Annotated in this window: 19 protein-coding genes and 1 tRNA gene; 10 read left to right on the top strand and 10 right to left on the bottom strand. The window is 71.8% G+C overall.

The window, feature by feature from the left end:
- Window positions 1–173 precede the first annotated feature (173 nt).
- Window positions 174–434, top strand: a complete 261-nt coding sequence (locus ACFSL4_RS34470) for a hypothetical protein (RefSeq protein WP_381091681.1) — start codon at window positions 174–176, stop codon at window positions 432–434.
- Between the two features lie 19 nt (window positions 435–453).
- Here ACFSL4_RS34470 and ACFSL4_RS34475 read toward each other — a convergent pair whose 3' ends face one another.
- The 3 genes from ACFSL4_RS34475 to ACFSL4_RS34485 form a co-directional block, all read right to left on the bottom strand.
- On the bottom strand, window positions 454–1,203 hold the full coding sequence (locus ACFSL4_RS34475) for a DUF6227 family protein (protein WP_381091683.1): 750 nt from the start codon (window positions 1,201–1,203) through the stop codon (window positions 454–456).
- 157 nt (window positions 1,204–1,360) lie between these two features.
- Window positions 1,361–1,546, bottom strand: coding sequence for a hypothetical protein (locus ACFSL4_RS34480; RefSeq protein ID WP_381091721.1), 186 nt, complete (start codon window positions 1,544–1,546; stop codon window positions 1,361–1,363).
- Window positions 1,547–1,648: 102 nt separating this feature from the next.
- A complete protein-coding gene (locus ACFSL4_RS34485) occupies window positions 1,649–2,677 on the bottom strand; it encodes a P1 family peptidase (protein WP_381091685.1) in 1,029 nt (342 codons plus the stop codon).
- Between the two features lie 144 nt (window positions 2,678–2,821).
- On the opposite strand from ACFSL4_RS34485, the gene ACFSL4_RS34490 reads away from it, so the two are divergent.
- The gene (locus ACFSL4_RS34490) at window positions 2,822–3,016 is read left to right on the top strand and encodes a hypothetical protein (RefSeq protein WP_381091688.1); all 195 of its coding nucleotides are present in this window, start codon (window positions 2,822–2,824) and stop codon (window positions 3,014–3,016) included.
- A 29-nt stretch (window positions 3,017–3,045) separates the two neighbouring features.
- On the opposite strand, the gene mscL is transcribed toward ACFSL4_RS34490, so the two are convergent.
- From mscL to ACFSL4_RS34520, 6 genes are all read right to left on the bottom strand, one after another.
- Complete coding sequence (gene mscL, locus ACFSL4_RS34495) at window positions 3,046–3,516, bottom strand: large conductance mechanosensitive channel protein MscL (protein WP_381091690.1); 471 nt, start codon at window positions 3,514–3,516, stop codon at window positions 3,046–3,048.
- A 111-nt stretch (window positions 3,517–3,627) separates the two neighbouring features.
- A complete protein-coding gene (locus ACFSL4_RS34500; protein ID WP_381091715.1) occupies window positions 3,628–4,236 on the bottom strand; it encodes a hypothetical protein in 609 nt (202 codons plus the stop codon).
- 206 nt (window positions 4,237–4,442) lie between these two features.
- Window positions 4,443–5,276: an S-methyl-5'-thioadenosine phosphorylase gene (locus ACFSL4_RS34505; RefSeq protein WP_381091692.1), complete on the bottom strand. Its 834-nt coding sequence runs from the start codon at window positions 5,274–5,276 to the stop codon at window positions 4,443–4,445.
- A gap of 75 nt (window positions 5,277–5,351) precedes the next feature.
- Entirely contained in the window at window positions 5,352–5,666 is a 315-nt protein-coding gene (locus ACFSL4_RS34510) for an FmdB family zinc ribbon protein (RefSeq protein ID WP_381091693.1), read from the bottom strand.
- Between the two features lie 68 nt (window positions 5,667–5,734).
- A complete protein-coding gene (locus tag ACFSL4_RS34515) occupies window positions 5,735–7,006 on the bottom strand; it encodes an MFS transporter (RefSeq protein WP_381091695.1) in 1,272 nt (423 codons plus the stop codon).
- Between the two features lie 184 nt (window positions 7,007–7,190).
- On the bottom strand, window positions 7,191–8,717 hold the full coding sequence (locus tag ACFSL4_RS34520) for a potassium/proton antiporter (RefSeq protein WP_381091717.1): 1,527 nt from the start codon (window positions 8,715–8,717) through the stop codon (window positions 7,191–7,193).
- 277 nt (window positions 8,718–8,994) lie between these two features.
- On the opposite strand from ACFSL4_RS34520, the gene ACFSL4_RS34525 reads away from it, so the two are divergent.
- Entirely contained in the window at window positions 8,995–11,799 is a 2,805-nt protein-coding gene (locus ACFSL4_RS34525; protein WP_381091697.1) for a penicillin acylase family protein, read from the top strand.
- A 92-nt stretch (window positions 11,800–11,891) separates the two neighbouring features.
- Here ACFSL4_RS34525 and ACFSL4_RS34530 read toward each other — a convergent pair whose 3' ends face one another.
- Window positions 11,892–12,503 (bottom strand): 5-formyltetrahydrofolate cyclo-ligase, encoded by a 612-nt coding sequence (locus tag ACFSL4_RS34530; protein ID WP_381091699.1) that lies wholly within the window; start codon window positions 12,501–12,503, stop codon window positions 11,892–11,894.
- Window positions 12,504–12,606: 103 nt separating this feature from the next.
- On the opposite strand from ACFSL4_RS34530, the gene galU reads away from it, so the two are divergent.
- From galU to ACFSL4_RS34565, 7 genes are all read left to right on the top strand, one after another.
- Window positions 12,607–13,509 (top strand): UTP--glucose-1-phosphate uridylyltransferase GalU, encoded by a 903-nt coding sequence (gene galU / locus ACFSL4_RS34535; protein ID WP_381091701.1) that lies wholly within the window; start codon window positions 12,607–12,609, stop codon window positions 13,507–13,509.
- Window positions 13,510–13,513: 4 nt separating this feature from the next.
- Window positions 13,514–14,836, top strand: coding sequence for a molybdotransferase-like divisome protein Glp (gene glp, locus ACFSL4_RS34540; protein WP_381091703.1), 1,323 nt, complete (start codon window positions 13,514–13,516; stop codon window positions 14,834–14,836).
- An 84-nt stretch (window positions 14,837–14,920) separates the two neighbouring features.
- On the top strand, window positions 14,921–15,400 hold the full coding sequence (gene moaC / locus ACFSL4_RS34545) for a cyclic pyranopterin monophosphate synthase MoaC (protein ID WP_381091705.1): 480 nt from the start codon (window positions 14,921–14,923) through the stop codon (window positions 15,398–15,400).
- The gene (locus ACFSL4_RS34550; RefSeq protein WP_381091706.1) at window positions 15,397–15,978 is read left to right on the top strand and encodes a MogA/MoaB family molybdenum cofactor biosynthesis protein; all 582 of its coding nucleotides are present in this window, start codon (window positions 15,397–15,399) and stop codon (window positions 15,976–15,978) included. Before moaC ends, ACFSL4_RS34550 begins: the two co-directional genes overlap by 4 nt.
- Complete coding sequence (locus tag ACFSL4_RS34555) at window positions 15,975–16,667, top strand: GNAT family N-acetyltransferase (protein ID WP_381091719.1); 693 nt, start codon at window positions 15,975–15,977, stop codon at window positions 16,665–16,667. Before ACFSL4_RS34550 ends, ACFSL4_RS34555 begins: the two co-directional genes overlap by 4 nt.
- A gap of 173 nt (window positions 16,668–16,840) precedes the next feature.
- Entirely contained in the window at window positions 16,841–18,082 is a 1,242-nt protein-coding gene (gene sepX, locus ACFSL4_RS34560; protein WP_381091708.1) for a divisome protein SepX/GlpR, read from the top strand.
- An 87-nt stretch (window positions 18,083–18,169) separates the two neighbouring features.
- Window positions 18,170–18,243: transfer RNA gene (locus tag ACFSL4_RS34565), tRNA-Ala, on the top strand.
- The last annotated feature ends 565 nt before the right edge of the window (window positions 18,244–18,808 follow it).

An 18,808-nucleotide genomic window follows, 5' to 3' on the forward strand; every position in this document is an offset into this window, starting at 1 on the left:
CGGACCCGGTGGCGGGGCCGCGGCCGACGCGGCGTCCGGCGCCCACGGTCGTGCACCCGGGCCCACGGCCGCCCCATTACGGTCCCCTGTGCCCCGTTCGTCTCACTCACGGCACCTGCGAGATGCGTCACGATCCGGGCTCAAAGTCCTTGAGTGTGGTGTGTACTGGGCACATGCCCGCGCACGTGTCGATCCTCCAGCTGGTCACCGCGGTCGTCTTCGCTCTGGCGAGCGCCGTGTGGATGCTCGGCCTGATCCGCGTCCGGCATCACCGCTTCGAGAACGCGGCCCGGCGCGACGGCGGCAACGCCGGCACGCCGGGGTCCCTGCCCGCCCAGCGGCGGGGAGCACCCCCGTGGGAGTCCGTCGAGCTCACCCCGGCCGAACGGGACGCCTTCGCAGGCCTTGTGCGGCGCTTCGGCGAAACGTCCTAGCGCCCCGGTCCCCGCGGCGTCAGCCGAGCTTCGCCGCCCGGCGTTCCATCGCCTCCCGCGCGGCCTCCTCGGTCGCGTACACCTCGCACATGTGCCGTCCGCTCGGGGTCGCCGTGTGCTCGACCTCCCACAAGGACAGCTCTCGGCCGTCGCGCAGCAGGAACGCGTGCTCGTAGAGCGAGAAGCGCAGCCCTGCCCGAGCGGCCCGGCACGGACGCCCGAAGACCTGTGTGATCTGGTGGGCGAACGCCGAGCGCAGAAGTAACGCCGCCAGGTCCGATCCCGGCCGGTCCGCGTTCTCCGCACGGCGCAGGAGCCGGCGCGAGTGGTCCGCCGAGTCGTCGGGCACGTAGGCGTGGCCGGGCTCGGAGATCCGTGACGGCTCCACCGGTACGAGCAGTTCGAAGTCGGGGGCGTCCGGCGGAAGCGGGAGCCGGGCGGTGGCGGTCCGCAGCTCCTCCTCGTCCACGTACACCTCGTGCTCAAGCCGGCCGCCGGGCGCCGTGTTGTGGACCAGCTCCCACAGGGTGATCGCCGAGCCGTCCGCGAGCAGCCAGGTGTGCCGGTACGTCTCCCGGTACAGCCCGGCGCTGTGGTGCGCGGAGTGCAGCGAACTGTCGCACACCAGCGTGCAGTCGAGCCGCCCGACCGTCTCGTCGGGCAGCTCGAAGGAGTTCAGGGCGCGACCGAGGAGCCGCGCGAGGTGCTCGTTTGGAGACTCGGGCGACTCGGGTGGCTCGTACGGTGCCGTCTCGTACGGAACGCTCAAGGCTTCTCCCGGCGTTGCTGCATGTCACCTTGTGGGTGCATACCGTAGCCTCTCGGTCGGACATCATGTCCGGGAACCGAGAAAACGTACGGGGGAAAAACGGACGGACCGCGCGGTGGGTTCCCGCGCGGCCCGATCGCTCGTCAGCTTCGCCTGCTCAGGCGGCACTTCCCGCGGTCCATGCGCTCCACGGCAGGTTCCAGCCGTTGAGCCCGTCGTCCGGTGCGACCGTCTTGCCGGGGGAGTTCTTGACGATCACCACGTCACCGGTGAGCGAGTTGTCGTAGAACCGCTTGTGGAGCGCCGACAGGACCAGAATCCGTTCTGGCGCGGCGCAGCGCAACGAAGCAGGAAGCCAAGGCTTCCCTCCCGGGGCCCGTGCCGCGTAGCGGCACAGCGACAAGACAGAAGGCCGGCATCCTCGGGCTTCAGCCCGAGGAACGAGTCAACCGGCCCCGTACAGCTCCCCGTAGGACGGCCACGTCCCGCCCGGCCCGTCCACAGGCTCGGCCGCGCGCACCGCCCGTACGATCGCCCGCGTCACCAGGTCCGCGCCCGCCGCGAGGACATCGTTGAGCGCGAGGGGACTTCCGGCGGCGAGCGCACGGGCGCCGGTCGCCAGCGCGAACACCGTGTCCCCGTCGTGGAGCAGATGCACCGGCCGCACGGCGCGCGCGATGCCGTCGTGCGCCGTGCCCGCGAGCTTCTGCGCCTGCGCCTTGGTGAGATCGGCGTCGGTCGCCACCACGGCGAGGGTCGTGTTCAGCGGCGGATGCCCGTTCTCCGCGGTGACCTCGGCGAGCCGCCGCCGCGCGGCCTCGTGCACCCCGGGCGCCGGGTGGCCGATCCGGCCCTGGAGCAACTCCCCGTACAGAGCGCCCGTCACCGGCTCCACCGCCGAGCCGACCGCGTTGCACACGACCAGCGCGGCCACCGTGATCCCCGAGTCGAGCACGGTGCTCGCGGTGCCGACGCCGCCCTTGACCTGCCCCACCGTCGCTCCCGTGCCCGCGCCGACACAGCCCTCCGCCACAGGGGCGCCCGGTGCGCTCGCGGCGGCCGCCTCGACCGCGGCCCGGCCCACGGCCGCGTCCGGCCGGGCCCTGAAGTCCCCACCGCGTCCCAGATCGAAGATGCACGCGGCAGGCACGACCGGCACCACGTGCGTCGGCTCCGCGCCCACCCGCACCCCGCGCCCGTGCTCCTCCAGCCAAGCCATCACACCCGACGCCGAGTCGAGCCCGTACGCGCTGCCACCCGTCAGGACGACCGCGTCGACCTTCTGCACCAGGTTGCGCGGATCCAGCGCGTCGGTCTCCTTGGTGCCGGGCCCGCCGCCGCGCACGTCCACGGCCGCGACCGCGCCGCCCTCGGGCGCGAGGACGACCGTGGTGCCGGTGAGCCAGCCTTTCCCGGTCCGTGTGGCGTGCCCCACGCGCAGTCCCACGACATCTGTCAGAGCGTCAACCGTCATGGACTCATGATCCGCCCGCATCCGTCGGCACGACCCCGGGCCGCGGTGATCCGCACGTCCGCGTCGGCCATGGGAGGGGGCGGCCGACGCCGTCCGCCCGGTACGGCGCGGAGGCCGGTACCGGCGCGGACGTACGCTGGTGGCATGAGCGCCGCCCCCGCCCGCGAGTCACGCGATCCGAAGCCCGAGCCCAAGGACGCCCTCGTCTTCGACGACCCGCTGAGCCGGCCGTCCTCGGACGACACGGACCAGGGGTGGGGCGAACGGCCGGAGCCGAGTGCCGGCAGCGCCGCCGACCTGGCGCGCTTCCTCGACGAGAAGCCGCCCCACCATCTCTGAGCGCCGCCCGGGGCCGGGCGGCCCATGGGCTACGGCCTGCTGTGACCCGGCCCGCGCTGCGCCACGAGGGCGTCGCGGATCTCCTTGAGCACCTGCAGCTCGGTCACCTCGATCACCTCGTGCGCGCCCTCCTTCGCCTTGCGGCGGGCCTCCTGCCTGGCCAGGAACCTGGACATGGGCAGCACCATGAGGAAGTAGACGACGGCCGCGGTGATCAGGAAGTTGAGCGTGGCGCCGAGGACCGAGCCCCACAGGATCCGGACCCCTGTCGCACTGTCGCCGGTGCCCGTGCACGGTGCCTTGAGACAGGAGCTGTAACTGTCGAGGCTCTTGGTGCCGAGGGCACCCACCACCGGGTTGATGATCCCCTTCACCACGGAATTCACGATGTTGGTGAAGGCGGCGCCGATGACCACCGCGACCGCCAGGTCGACGACGTTCCCCCGCATCAGGAACGCCTTGAAACCGTGCAAGACTCCCGGCCGTCTCTTCTCGCTCACCAGTGAACCCCTCCTCGACCGCGCCGACTGTGGAAAAAACCGTTCCGCAACCTACGGCAGGGACTGGCACACCTGTCCAATCCGGGGTGCGGGGAAGGCGGCTGGGTGCGCTCAGCACAGCGTCACCGCCAGCCGTGAGGTCGCGCCCGCACCGGCCAGGCGGGCGGCCGTGCCGCGCGGTACGGACAGCACGACCAGCGCTCCGCTCTCCGTGGGTGCCACGTCCGGCACCCGCGTCACACGGGCCCCGGCCGCGACCACCGACGCGCCTCCGCCCCCGTCGGACGCGATCACGTCGACCCGGTCGCCCGGCCGCAACAGCCCCACCGTGGCCCCGTCGGCGATCCGCACCGGCGCCGTCACCATCTCGACGCCGCGCCGCTCCCGCACGGGCCCGGCGGCAGCCGTCGGGCGCGTGTCGGCGCCCGGATGTCCCCGCGCCCCCTCGGCCGTGCGCGGTCCCGCCGCCACGAGCGCGGCGGCGGTGACCGCGAGGCCGGCGGCCACGGCCCTCCTCCGGTGCCGGACGAGTCGCCGCAGCCGCTGTCCGCCGCCGCGTACGCGCACGGGAGCGAAGTGCGGCACCGCGCACGTCGCGGGCGTGCCCGCACCGGCCGCGGCGTCCGGGCCGGGGGTGCCCGCGACGGCGTCCGTGTGCGGCGGGGGCTGGGGGACGTCCGGGCTAGGTGCGCGTAGGGGAAGGGAGGAGGACCGGGTCATGCTGATCACCACCTGCATCGCGAGATCGAGGTGCGATCCACGATGAAGGTTCGCGGCCGGGTCTGCCGGAGACCGTGGACTACCGGCCGGTTGTGGATAACTCCCTCACCCGTACGGGGCGTTCCGTAGGCCAGGCCCGTGTCCTGTCAGGGCGGGTTCCGTGCGCGCGTGCCCGGACACGGCGGGTTCCGTACGGTCGTGTCCGGTCAGGGCAGCTCGAACCCCGGCTCCATTCCGCCCAGCGCGGTCGTGCACAGGCAGTCCCGCGTCTCGTTCGCCGGCAGCGCCGCCACCGCGTCGAACAGCACGCCCCGCAGCCGGTCCACGTTCGCCGCGAACACCTTCAGCACCTCGTCGTGCGAGACGCCCTCGCCGGTCTCCGCCCCGGCGTCGAGGTCGGTGACCAGGGTCAGGGAGGTGTAGCACAGCTCCAGCTCGCGGGCGAGTGCGGCCTCGGGGTGGCCGGTCATGCCCACCACCGACCAGCCCTGCGCCCGGTGCCACAGCGACTCGGCACGGGTGGAGAACCGCGGCCCCTCGACGACGACCAGTGTGCCGCCGTCCACCGGTTCCCAGTCCCGCCCACGCGCCGCCTCCAGCGCGGCCTTGCGGCCGACGGGGCAGTAAGGGTCGGCGAGTGAGACGTGCACCACGTTCGGCACGGTGCCGTCGGGCAGCGGCAGCCCGTCGAAGTACGTCTGCGTCCGGGCCTTCGTGCGGTCCACCAGCTGATCGGGGACGAGCAGCGTCCCGGGGCCGTACTCGGGGCGCAGGCCGCCGACGGCACACGGCCCGAGCACCTGGCGCACGCCGACGGAGCGCAGTGCCCACAGATTGGCGCGGTAGTTGATGCGGTGCGGCGGCAGATGATGGCCGCGGCCGTGGCGGGGGAGGAAGGCCACCCGCCGGCCGGCGACCTCGCCGAGGAAGAGGGAGTCGCTGGGTGGTCCGTACGGGGTGTCGACGCGGAGCTCGGTCACGTCGTCGAGGAAGGAGTAGAAGCCCGAGCCGCCTATGACACCGATGTCTGCGTTCTGCATGGCGAGCACAGTAGCTGGCTTCGGGGAGGCGAAGGCCCCGCCGTCGTCCGACGGCGGGTTCGCACGGCCGGGTGCTTACGCGGCGGTGGAGGTGCCCGTCGACGACGACCCGGAGTCGGACGAGGACGACGAGGACGACGAGGACGACGAGGCAGACGACGACGAGGAGGGGCTCGACGACTTCGACGCCGCCGGGCTGCTGCTCGAGGACGAGCCGCGGCTGTCGTTGCGGTAGAAGCCGGAGCCCTTGAAGACGATGCCGACGGCGGAGAACACCTTCTTCAGGCGGCCACCGCAGCTGGGGCACTCGGTCAGAGCGTCGTCGCTGAACTTCTGCACCGCCTCGAGGCCCTCGCCGCACTCGGTGCACTGGTACTGGTAGGTCGGCACTTGTCTTCCTCCTGGCACTCTCACTCGATGAGTGCTAACGACGATCCATAGTGACGTATTCCTCGGGATCAGTCCACCGTCATCGGCACGCGGTGATCCACGCCACGTGCGACGGTGCGGCCGTCGGCCCGTGTCGCCAGCCGTGACTGCAGGGCCACCAGGGTCACCAGCGCCAGCACCGTGCCGCCCATCGGGACCAGGAAGCCGGCGCCGTCCCACAGGCGGTCCTCGAATTGCCCCGCGACCGTGACCGCGGCCGCCTGGCCGAGCGCGACCGCGCCGGTCAGCCAGGTGAACGCCTCGGTGCGGGCGCCGGCCGGGACCAGGCGCTCGACCAGCGTGTAGCCGGTGATCAGAGCGGGCGCGATGCACACGCCCACCAGCAGGCCGAGACCGGCCAGGACGATCACGGAGTGCGCGGTCCACAGGGCCGAGGCGGCCGCAGCCAGGGCGGCATGACCGAGGACGAGCCGCCGCTGCGGGGCGGCCTTCCAGGCCACGGCGCCGTACACGACGCCGGAGAGCATGTTGCCTGCGGCGAAGACGCCGTACAGGACGCCGTTCAGGCCGGGTTCGCCGATCGACTCGCTGAACGCGGTGAGCGCGACCTGCAGACCGCCGAAGACGGAACCGATGCCCAGGAAGGCCACGGCCAGGACCCGCACCCCGGGGACGCGCAGTGCGGAGGCGTGCCGCACGCGTGCGTGCGGCACGGCGGCGACGGGCGGCTGCGTGCCCTTCTGCGCCGCGAACAGCAGGCCGCCGGCCAGCGTCAGCGCTGCCTCCGCCAGCAGGCCCGCGGCCGGGGCCACGGTGGTGCACAGAGCCGTCGCCAGCAGCGGGCCGAGCACGAAGGTCAGCTCGTCGGTGACGGATTCGAAGGCGGCCGCGGTCGTCAGCAGGGGTGAGCCGTGCAGCCTCGCGCCCCAGCGGGCGCGCACCATGGGGCCGATCTGCGGCACGGAGGCGCCCGTCGGGACGGCCGCGGCGAACAGCGCCCACAAGGGGGCGTGGGCCAGCGCGAGCGCCGTCAGGGCGCCGCCCGACAGGGCGTGCACCAGGACGCCGGGGACCAGCACCGCCCGCTGTCCGCGGCGGTCGGCGAGACGGCCGCCGGAGGGCGCGAACAGCGCCATGGAGACGCCGGTGACCGCGGCGACGGCGCCCGCCGCCCCGTACGAGCCGGTGGTGTGCCGTACGAGCAGCACGATGGAGAGGGTGAGCATCGCGAACGGCTGACGCGCCGCGAAGCCCGGGAGCAGGAACGTCCAGGCGCCGCGGGTGCGCAGCAGCTGCCCGTAGCCCGGACGGGACGACTTCGAGGTGACCGTGGACGCCACGGCCCGCGCCTTTCGCCGCCTGGTAGCGCGCCCGTGCGGGGGGCGCCGAGAGCTGTCCTCTTGCGCGGACTGCGGTAGATACCGGCGCCCGTCGAGGAGGGCGTCGCGGCCGCCATACGGTCGCGCCAGCTCTGCGTCAGGCAGAGTTGGTTCGATCAAGTGCGCCTTGATTGTAGCCGTGCCCTCAACGAGTGCCGTGGGCTCCGCCGCCGTCCCCCGCCCCGTCGCCCAAGCCCAGCCATCCGGCCAGCTTGCCACCCTGACCGACGGCCCTCAGGCGCTTCTCCGCCGCGTCGCGCACCTGGTCCGTGGCGACCACGAGGAGTTCGTCCCCGCGCCGCAGCACCGTCGTCGGCAGCGGCACGAACGACTTGCCCTCCCGGACGACGAGCGTGACCGCGGCGCCGGCCGGCAGCCGCAGTTCGTTGATCTCGACGCCGTGCATCCGCGATCCCCCGGGGATGACGACGGACAGCAGATGACCGCGCAGCCGCTCCAGGGGTGCCGACTCGATGCCGAGGTCGGCGGCCTCGGGGCCCTCGCCCAGCCGCAGCACGCGGGCCAGCCACGGCAGCGTCGGCCCCTGGACCAGGGTGTAGACGGCGACGAGGATGAAGACGATGTTGAAGATGCGGTGGCTGGCGTCGACGCCGTTCACCATGGGGATGGTCGCCAGGATGATGGGCACCGCTCCGCGCAGCCCGGCCCACGACAGCAGCGTCTGCTCCTGCCACGGCATCCGGAACGGCGCGAGGCTCACCACCACGCTCAGCGGCCGCGCCACCATGGTCAGCACCAGGCCGATGACGAGGGCGGGCAGCACGTCGTCGCCCAGTTCGTGCGGGGTGACCAGCAGACCGAGCAGGACGAACATGCCGATCTGGGCGATCCAGCCGATCCCCTCGGCGAAACCGCGTGTGGCGGGCCAGTGCGGCAGCTTCGCGTTGCCGAGCGTCATCGCCGCGAGGTACACGGCGAGGAAGCCGCTGCCGTGGGCCAGCGCGCCGGCCGCGTACGCGGTGACCGCGATGGCCATGACGGCGATCGGGTAGAGACCGGAGGCGGGCAGCGCCACGTGCCGCAGGCCCCAGGAGCCGAGCCAGCCCACCGCGAGGCCGATGGCGGCACCCACGGCCAGCTCCAGGAGGATCACGCCGGGCAGCGTGTACCAGCGCTCCACCGGGCCGGCCGTGGAGAGGGCGACGACGAGGATGACCACCGGGGCGTCGTTGAAGCCGGACTCGGCCTCCAGCACACCCTTCAGGCGCGCGGGCAGGGGCACTTTCCGCAGCACGGAGAAGACGGCCGCCGCGTCGGTGGACGACACCACTGCTCCGATGATGAGCGCCTGCCGCCATTCCAGCCCGCAGAGGTAGTGCGCGCCGGCGGCCGTGACGCCGACGCTCACCGCGACGCCGACGAGTGCCAGGGAGGAGGCCGCCGGGAGGGCCGGACTGATCTCCTTCCACTTCGTGCCGAGACCGCCCTCCGCGAGGATCACGACCAGGGCCGCGTACCCCATGACCTGGGTCAGTTCCGCGTTGGTGAAGGGGATGGCGCCCACCCCGTCCCGGCCCATGGCGATGCCGATGCCCAGGTAGACGAGCAGGCTGGGGAGCCCGCTGCGCGACGAGACACGAACCGCTGCCACCGCGACGAGCAGAACGAGCGAGCACAGGAGCAGGAGCTGGTTGAGGTGGTGGACAGTCAGCGGCCGTTCCCTTCTCGCCGATCCGGGCGCCGCGGTGCGGACGCCTCGACCAGAGCCGGTGAAGCCCGGGCGACCTGGGACTTCACGGCAAGTACTTCGTTACCTTACCTAATTCTTGACGCTTTCTTGACGCTTCGGGGTGCGTGATCGAACTCCAGTCCGGCCGGGTTCCCCGGACCGCGTCCAGGCGGAGGGGCCCCTGCGCCTATGGTTGCTCCAGCGCTCAGTAGAAAGCACAGCCCGCCCTGCCGCTCGTGTTAGGACAGCAAGGACAGCGATGCCCCCCAACACCACCGCCCCTTCCGGCCAGAAGCCCGGCAAGCCCGGCAGGAAGAAGGGGCGCAGAGCCCGTCTGGTCGTGATCGTCCTGGTACTGGCCCTTGTGACGGGTTTCGGGTACGGCGGGTACTGGTCCGTCAGTACGGTGCGCGCCTCCTTCCCGCAGACCAAGGGCTCGATCACCCTCGCCGGCCTGTCGGGCCCCGTCGACGTCAAGCGCGACGGCAACGGAATCCCGCAGATCTACGCCTCCTCCGACGAGGACCTGTTCATGGCGCAGGGCTACGTCCAGGCGCAGGACCGGTTCTACGAGATGGACGTGCGTCGCCACATGACGTCCGGGCGCCTGTCCGAGATGTTCGGCAAGAGCCAGATCAAGAACGACGCGTTCCTGCGCACCCTGGGCTGGGACCGGGTGGCACAGAAGGAGTACGACACCACGCTGTCGGCCTCCACGAAGAAGTACCTCCGGGCGTACGCCAAGGGAGTCAACGCCTACCTGCAGGGCAAGGACGGCAAGGACATCTCCCTGGAGTACGCGGCCCTGAACCTCACCGGCGACTACCGGCCCGAGGCGTGGACCCCGGTCGACTCGGTCTCCTGGCTGAAGGCGATGGCCTGGGACCTGCGCGGCAACATGCAGGAGGAGATCGACCGCTCTTTGATGACCAGCCGTCTGGGCCCGAAGCAGATCGCGGACCTGTACCCGGAGTACCCGTACCAGCGCCACAAGCCGATCGTCCGGGAGGGCCGGTACGACGCCGCCACGAAGACGTTCGAACAGGGCGGCTCGACGGGCACCGGGTCGACCACCGGAACCACCGGAGCCTCCACGTCGGCCACCGGAGCCTCCACGTCGGCCACCGGAGCCTCCACGTCGGCCACCGGGATCTCGGGGTCGTCGGCCCTGCGCAGCCAGCTTGCCGGCCTCTACAACGTCCTGGACAACGTCCCCACGGCCGTCGGCGTGAACGGCAACGGCATCGGCTCCAACTCGTGGGTCGTGGCCGGTAGCCACACCATCACCGGCAAGCCGCTGCTGGCCAACGACCCGCACCTGTCGGCCTCGCTGCCGTCGGTCTGGTACCAGATGGGCCTGCACTGCACGACCGTCTCGGCCCGGTGTCCCTACGACGTCACCGGGTACACGTTCGCGGGCCTGCCCGGCGTGATCATCGGCCACAACCAGTCCATCGCCTGGGGCATGACCAACTCCGGCGTCGACGTCACCGACCTCTATCTGGAGAAGCTGTCCGGCGACGGCTACGTGTACGACGGCAAGGTGGTGCCCTTCACCACCCGCACCGAGACGATCAAGATCGCCGGGGGCGGATCCAAGAAGATCGTCGTCCGTGCGACGAAGAGCGGCCCCCTCCTGTCCGACCGCGACGACGAACTCGTCAAGGTCGGCAAGAAGGCCACCGTCGACACCGCGGCGCCCGACCGCGGCGACGGCTACGGCATCGCGCTGCGCTGGACCGCGCTGGATCCCGGCTCCTCCATGGACGCCGTGTTCGAGATCGACAAGGCGACGGACTGGAAAGAGTTCCGCGCGGCGGCCCGGTCCTTCGAGGTGCCCTCGCAGAACCTGATCTACGCCGACACCCGGGGCAACATCGGCTACCAGCTGCCCGGGAAGATCCCCACGCGCGCGCAGGGCCTCGACGGCTCGATCCCGGCGCCCGGCTGGGACTCCGCGTACAAGTGGACCGGCTACATCAAGCAGGACGAGCTGCCGCACGAGTACAACCCGGAGCGCGGCTACATCGTCACCGCCAACCAGGCCGTGGTCGGCAAGGACACCTACCCCTACACGCTCACCACGGACTGGGGCTACGGCGCGCGCAGCCAGCGGATAAACGACCTGATCGAGTCGAAGATCAAGGGCGGCGGCAAGATCTCGACCGACGACATGCGGCAGATGCAGCTCGACAGCAGCAGCGAGATCGCCAAGCTGCTTGTGCCCAAGCTGCTCAAGATCGACGTCCCGGACAAGCACGTCCGCGAGGCGCAGAAGCTGCTGGAGAGCTGGGACTCCACCCAGGACGCCGACTCGGCGGCGGCCGCGTACTTCAACGCCGTCTGGCGCAACATCCTCAAGCTGGCCTTCGGCAACAAGCTGCCCAAGGAACTGCGGGTCAAGGGCCAGTGCCTGTGGGTCGAGCCGGCCGACAACACCGGGCCCGCGGACGAGAACCGGAAGGTGCGCGAGTGCGGTCAGCGCGACGCGGACCAGGCGCAGCCGGACGGCGGCGACCGCTGGTTCGAGGTGGTGCGCAACATCATCGACGATGAGAACAACGACTGGTGGCGGACGCCCAAGACGCGCACCGACAAGGCGACCACTACGCGGGACGAACTGTTCGGGCGCGCCATGAAGGACGCCCGGTGGGAGCTGACCGCCAAGCTCGGCAAGGACATCGACACCTGGAGCTGGGGCCGTCTGCACCGCCTGTTCCTGAAGAACCAGACCCTCGGCACCGGCGGTCCCCGGATAATCCAGTACATGCTCAACCGGGGCCCCTGGAAGCTCGACGGCGGCGAGGCGACCGTGAACGCCACGGGCTGGAACGCGGCGGGCGGCTACGGTGTCGTCTGGGTTCCGTCGATGCGGATGGTGGTCAACCTGGGCGACCTCGACAAGTCCAAGTGGATCAACCTCTCCGGTGCCTCGGGCCACGCCTACAGCGCCCACTACACCGACCAGACCGACCTGTGGGCCGAGGGCGAACTGCTGCCGTGGCACTTCTCGAAGAACGCGGTCGACAAGAGCACGGCCGACACGCTGGTGCTCAAGCCCTGACGGAGACCGCCTCGTGAGACCGGCCCTCCACGCACGCGTGGAGGGCCGGTCTCACGAGGCCGTGGCGGCCTCCACGGGGCCGGCAGCGGCCTCTAGGGCTCGCGGAAACGGTGCACGCCCGACGGTGTCACCGCCGCGTGGACCGGACGGTCGTGCGGTTCCTCGGGGACGTGCGCCACGACCTCCGCGTCGTACAGGAGCACCACCAGCGCGGGCTCGGCGCCGGCCCCTTCCAGACGGGCCAGCGCACGGTCGTAGGAGCCTCCGCCGCGCCCGAGGCGCATACCGCGCGCATCGACGGCGAGACCCGGCAGCAGCACGGCGTCCGCCTGCCGGACCGCCTCCGGGCCCAGGCGCTCGCCCGCGGGCTCCAGGAGGGCCATCTTCCCGCCGTGCCGGACGCGGACGAGGGAGTCCGGACCGGCGTACACGCCCCAGTCGAGGTCGCTGTCCGGCAGCAGCGCCGGGAGCAGGACGCGCACGTTCCGCGCGCGCAGCGCGTCCAGGAGCGCCAGGGTGCCGGGTTCGCTCCCCACGGAGACGTAAGCCGCCACCGTGCTCGCGTGCGCCAGTTCGGGCAGCTCCAGGGCCCGGGCGGCGAGCGCGCCCGCCGCCCGGTGCACGTCATCCGGCGTCAACCTGCTTCTCACCGCGAGGAACCCTCGCCGCAACAATCGCTTGTCAGACTCTGTCTCGCGTTCCATGGGAGCCACAGGTCGCTGCCCCGTCCTTCCTAAAGCGTTCATATGAGAGCGAATTAACCGGGGGCACAGATTCCGCACATAGCCACCGGATATGGTTGCGGACATGACTGAGTCGCACCCCAGGATCAGCAAGGCTGTCATTCCCGCAGCGGGCCTCGGCACCCGGTTCCTGCCGGCCACCAAGGCGACGCCCAAGGAGATGCTGCCGGTCGTTGACAAGCCCGCGATCCAGTACGTGGTCGAAGAGGCCGTGTCCGCGGGGCTCGACGATGTCCTGATGGTCACCGGCCGCAACAAGCGCCCCCTTGAGGACCACTTCGACCGCAACTACGAACTGGAGTCGGCGCTCGAGAAGAAGGGCGACGCCGAACGGCTCGCGAAGGTCCGGGAGTCCAGCGACCTCGCCACCATGCACTATGTGCGCCAGGGCGACCCCAGGGGGCTCGGCCACGCCGTGCTGTGCGCCGCCCCGCACGTCGGCCGCGAACCCTTCGCCGTCCTCCTCGGCGACGACCTGATCGACCCGCGCGACCCCCTGCTGGCCCGCATGGTCGAGGTCCAGGAACTGCGCGGCGGCAGCGTCGTCGCGCTCATGGAGGTCGCGCCGGAGCAGGTCCACCTCTACGGCTGCGCGGCCGTCGAGCCCACCCAGGAGGGCGACGTCGTCAAGGTGACCGGCCTCGTCGAGAAGCCGGAGGCGGCGGACGCCCCGTCGAACTACGCGATCATCGGCCGCTATGTCCTCGACCCGCACATCTTCGACATACTGCGTACGACGGAGCCGGGTCGCGGCGGCGAGATCCAGCTCACCGACGCCCTCCAGCGGCTCACCGAGGACGAGAAGGTCGGCGGCCCCGTGCACGGCGTGGTCTTCCAGGGCCGCCGCTATGACACCGGGGACCGTAGCGACTACCTGCGTGCCATTGTCAGACTTGCGTGCGAACGTGAAGACCTGGGCCCGGACTTCCGGGTCTGGCTTCGCAGTTACGTAGCCGAGGAGATGTAGCGATTTGAGCGCCGCCGCGAACCGCACCACCGGCCCGGACCACCTGTGGTCGGTGGACGAGCATCTGGAGGACATTCTCGCCACCGTCCGCCCCCTGGAACCCATCGAGCTCCAACTGCTCGACGCCCAGGGCTGCGTCCTGGTCGACGACGTGATGGTGCCGGTGTCCCTGCCGCCGTTCGACAACAGCTCCATGGACGGGTACGCGGTGCGCGTCGCGGACGTGGCGGGCGCGAGCGAGGAGTTTCCCGCCGTCCTCACGGTGATCGGGGACGTCGCGGCGGGCTCGGCCGATCTGCTGCGGGTGGGGCCCGGCCAGGCCGCGCGCATCATGACCGGCGCGCCGCTGCCGCCCGGCGCCGAGACCGTCGTCCCCGTCGAGTGGACCGACGGCGGGCTTGGCGGCGGGCCCGTCTCCGGGATGCGCGCCCGCAGCCTGTCCCCGGAGGGCGCCTCCGGGGAGGTCAGGGTCCACCGTCCCGCCGAGGCGCGCGCGCATGTGCGCGCGAAGGGCAGCGATGTGCGGGCCGGTGACCGCGCCCTGGAGGCCGGCACCGTCCTCGGCCCCCCGCAGATCGGGCTGCTCGCCGCGATCGGCCGCGGCACGGTCCGGGTGCGCCCGCGCCCGCGCGTGGTCGTGGTGTCCACCGGCAGCGAACTCGTCCAGCCCGACGAGGACCTGGGCGGCGGACAGATCTACGACTCCAACAGCTTCGCCCTCACCGCCGCCGCCCGCGACGCCGGGGCGATCGCCTACCGGGTCGGCGCGGTCGCCGACAACGCCGAGACGCTCCGCTCGACCATCGAGGACCAGCTGGTGCGGGCCGACCTCATGGTCACCAGCGGAGGGGTGAGCGTGGGGGCGTACGACGTCGTCAAGGAGGCGCTCTCCTCCATCGGAGACGAGGACGGGGCGGGCGGCGGCGTGGAGTTCCGCAAGCTCGCCATGCAGCCCGGCAAGCCCCAGGGCTTCGGGTCCATCGGCCCCGACCACACGCCGCTGCTCGCGCTGCCGGGGAACCCGGTGTCGTCGTACGTGTCCTTCGAGCTGTTCGTGCGCCCCGTGATCCGCACCCTGATGGGCCTGAAGGACGTGCACCGCCCCAGGGCCAGGGCCGTCCTGGAGGCGGACAAGGCGCTGCCCTCACCCGCGGGCCGTCGGCAGTTCCTGCGCGGGACGTACCGCGACGGCACGGTGACCCCCGTCGGCGGCGCCGCATCCCACCTGGTCGCGGCCCTCGCGCAGGCCGACGCGCTGATCGTCGTCCCCGAGGAGGAGACGTCCTTGGAGCCGGGCACCGAGGTCGAGGTGGTCCTGCTCGGCTGACCGCCCTCGGTTGGCGGTACCGTGTCGCGCACAACAGGTCCGTGCGTCCCGCCGCACGGACCCGGACCGGGAGCGCCACAGCAGATGAGTACGCAGGATCGACTGACCCACATCGACGAGGCGGGGGCAGCCCGCATGGTCGACGTCTCCGGCAAGGACGTGACCGCGCGCACCGCGCGCGCCAGCGGCCGCGTCCTGGTCTCGCAGCGCGTGGTCGAGCTGCTGCGCGGCGAGGGCGTGCCCAAGGGCGACGCACTCGCCGTCGCGCGGATCGCGGGCATCATGGGAGCCAAGCGCACACCGGACCTGATCCCGCTGTGCCACCCGCTGTCACTGTCCGGTGTGACGCTGGACCTGTCGGTCGCGGACGACGCCGTCGAGATCGAGGCCACCGTGAAGACCACCGACCGCACGGGCGTCGAGATGGAGGCGCTCACCGCGGTCAGTGTCGCGGCGCTGACCGTCATCGACATGATCAAGGCGGTGGACAAGGGGGCGGTGATCACGGACGTGCGCGTGCAGGAGAAGACGGGCGGAAAGTCGGGCGACTGGAGCCGGTCATGACGGCACCGGCCGGGCCGCCGACCGGAGGTGCCCTGACAGCGTCGTACTCGGCCCTCGTGGTGACCGCGTCGAACCGGGCGGCGGCGGGTGTGTACGAGGACAAGGGCGGTCCCCTGATCGCTCAGGCCCTCATCCGGTTCGGCTTCGCGGTCGACGGCCCCTGGGTGGTCCCGGACGGGGACCCGGTCGAGGACGCGCTCAGGACCGGCGTCCGCGCGGGCTACGACGTGATCGTGACCACCGGCGGCACCGGCCTGTCGCCCACCGACCGCACGCCCGAGGCGACCCGGGCGCTGATCGACTACGAGGTGCCGGGCATTCCCGAGGCCGTCAGGGCGTTCGGAAGGGAGAAGGTGCCCACGGCGGCGCTGTCCCGGGGACTGGCCGGGGTCGCCGGCGGGACGCTGATCGTCAATCTGCCGGGTTCCACCGGTGGGGTGAAGGACGGGCTGGCCGTCCTGGAACCCTTGTTGGTGCACGCCGTCGACCAGATCCGCGGCGGTGACCACCCCAGGGCCGGCGCGGGCGGGTCCCCGGCCGGCGAGGACCGCCCAGGACCGAGTGGGGGTGCGAGCTGAACGGCCCTTTCTGGCCCGTCGAACTGGCGGACGGCGATGTCGTCCTCCGGCCGATAAGGCTGCGCGACCAGCGGGCCTGGCGCGAGGTCAACCGCCGCAACCGGGACTGGCTGCGGCCGTGGGAGGCGACCATCCCGCCGCCCACGCCCAGCGGCCCGGTCGCGCACCGGCCGACCTTCCGCCAGATGGTCCGGCATCTGCGCAACGAGGCCGGCGCGGGCCGGATGCTGCCCTTCGTGATCGAGTACCAGGGGCGCCTCGTCGGACAGTTGACGGTGGCCGGGATCACCTGGGGCTCGATGTGCTCGGGCCACGTGGGCTACTGGGTGGACGAGGCGGTCGCGGGCCGTGGGGTGATGCCGACGGCCGTGGCGCTCGCCGTCGACCACTGCTTCCGGACCGTCGGGCTGCACCGCATCGAGGTCTGCATTCGCCCGGAGAACGGGCCGAGCCGCCGGGTCGTGGAGAAACTCGGATTCCGTGAGGAGGGGCTCCGGCCGCGTTATCTGCACATCGACGGGGCCTGGCGGGACCACCTCGTCTTCGCGCTCACCGCGGAAGAGGCGCCGGAGGGTTTGCTCGCGCGCTGGCACCGGGCCCGCTCCCAGCAGGCAGGCACGCAGAACCCGACATCCCCCGCGCAGGGCGCTGGCGCGGAGCCGGGCAAGCCCGCCAGCCCCAGAAAATAAAAAATATGTTCGAAATTGATCGCTTGCCGATCGCCTCAGGCCGATGAATTAGCGGCCCCGATGGCCTGCTGATCGCATCGGTCCCAAAAAAAGCTCGAAATATCAGCCAGATCGTGCGACACACCGGCTCAATTGGCAGATGGCCTCACGCGAACCCCTCTACCGTGTGAGGCGTGAGCAGCAGCGGCCTCATCTACGCAGTCATCGTCGGGGCCTGGGCCGCCTACTTGGTGCCGATGTGGCTCCGTAGGCAGGACGAGTTGAACGAGTCTCGTCCCACGGAACGCTTCAGCACCGCCATCCGGCTGCTGTCCGGACGGGCGGGGATGGAGCGCCGATACGCCAAGGACCTGCGCGCGCGCTCCGCCGAAGAGGGGGAGCCCGATGCCGAGCCGGACGGCGTCACCGACTCGGTGGACGTCCGGGCCTTCGCCATGCCTCCGACCCGGGAGCAGGTCAAGGCCCGGGTGCAGCCGCAAGGGCCGGCCCGGCGGGAGTCGGGCGAGCCGGTGCGGCGGCCGTCCGGATCCGCGGCGCACGCCCCGTCCCGGGCGGCCGCGGCCCGCCCCGCCAAGGGCGCGGGCCCGCGCACACCCGAGGCGAACAGGTCGCCCGGGCCCCGGAGGGCGCCCTCGGCGGAGGCCATGGCGCGCGCCCGGCGCACGAAGGTGCTCGCGCGCCGGCGCCGCACGACCGTGATGCTCTTCCTCGCCTTCACCCTGGGCGCGATCGTCGCCGCGGTCGGAGGGCTCGCCTTCCTGTGGGCGCCGGGGGTGCCCGCCGTGCTGCTGAGCGCGTACATCGCATATCTGCGGGCGCAGGAGCGCAAGCGGTTCACGTACACGATGGACCGGCGACGGGCCGAGGCCGCGGCGCAGCGGCTGCGCGAGCGCCAGCCACGACGCCGGCCCCCGGCACCCTCCGACGCGGAGGAACCGGAGGACGGCCCTGAGGCCGACAGCGACCCCGGACTGTCCGCGCTCGCCGCCGACCGCCGTGCCCTGGTCGAACAGACCGACCACGCGGAGTGGGTGGACCAGCAGCGCGAGCGCCGGCGCAGGCCGGGGCACGGCGACAGCTGGGATCCGGTACCGGTGCCACTGCCGACGTATGTGACCGCGCCGGTGGCTCCGCGGGCGACACCGAGCGTGGACCTCGGGGCGCCGGACACATGGAGCTCGGCCCGGTCGAGCACGGCGGAGGCGGCGCCCGTGCCGGGGGTCCCCGAGACGGGCGCCGAGCCGGGCCGGGCAGAGTCCGGGACCGGTCCGCAGGAGCGGCCTGCGGAGCCCGCGGGCAGCGGGCGGAGCGACGCCCGGCGCTCGGCTTCCGCGCGGCGGGCCCGGGAGCGTGGACGTACGCCGTTGTTCGACCAGTACGAGGACGGGGAACGGCCCCGGGCCGCCAACGAGTGACTCCGCCGCCCGGCGGCGCTCGGTTGACCAGCCAGGAACGGATTTCCAAGCACCCGGACGGGGATGCTAGAGTTTCACTCGTTGCAAGGGCCTGTGGCGCAGTCCGGTAGCGCACCTCGTTCGCATCGAGGGGGCCAGGGGTTCAAATCCCCTCAGGTCCACGCACCGACTGTTCTTGAGTTCGCTCGGGAATGGTTGACGAATCCCGACTGATCTTCGTGATCGGTCGGGATTTTCGTCGTTTCCGGGGGCTGTTCGATGTGGTGTCCGAACGGTGTTGGCCCTGGGGGCGGTTGCCTGGTGGTCGTCGGCTGACGTTTCGGGGTGGTGCGGGTGCGTGGGGGTGCCTGGGGCTGTCGGCGGGCGTGCGTGTTCTCGGGGTGTGGTGTCGGCGTCTTGGGTGTTTGTGTGGATCTACGGCCCTGTGGGCGGGGGCAGGTCGGCCGTGTCCGGTGGTTGCGTGGCTGGTCCGGCGAGTTCGGTGGCTTCGTAAGCGGCCACGGTCGTGTCGGCGCTGGTGGTTTGTTGCCAGGTGAAGAGGATGTGCACTGGCGGGTGTCGGTGAACACTGTCGCCAAGGTCATGGCCGAGCTCGGGCCGGCCGGGCGCAAGGTCCGTCGGCGCCGGTCGCTGACCAGGCCGGGCAAGAGGCTCGCGGCCCCGGACTTCGTGCGGCGGGACTTCACCGCCGAGGAGCCGGACCTCGTCCGGGCGGGCGATATGACG

The sequence above is a fragment of the Streptomyces caeni genome (assembly GCF_042678285.1).
In the GTDB taxonomy this organism is placed as follows: Bacteria; Actinomycetota; Actinomycetes; order Streptomycetales; family Streptomycetaceae; genus Streptomyces; species Streptomyces caeni.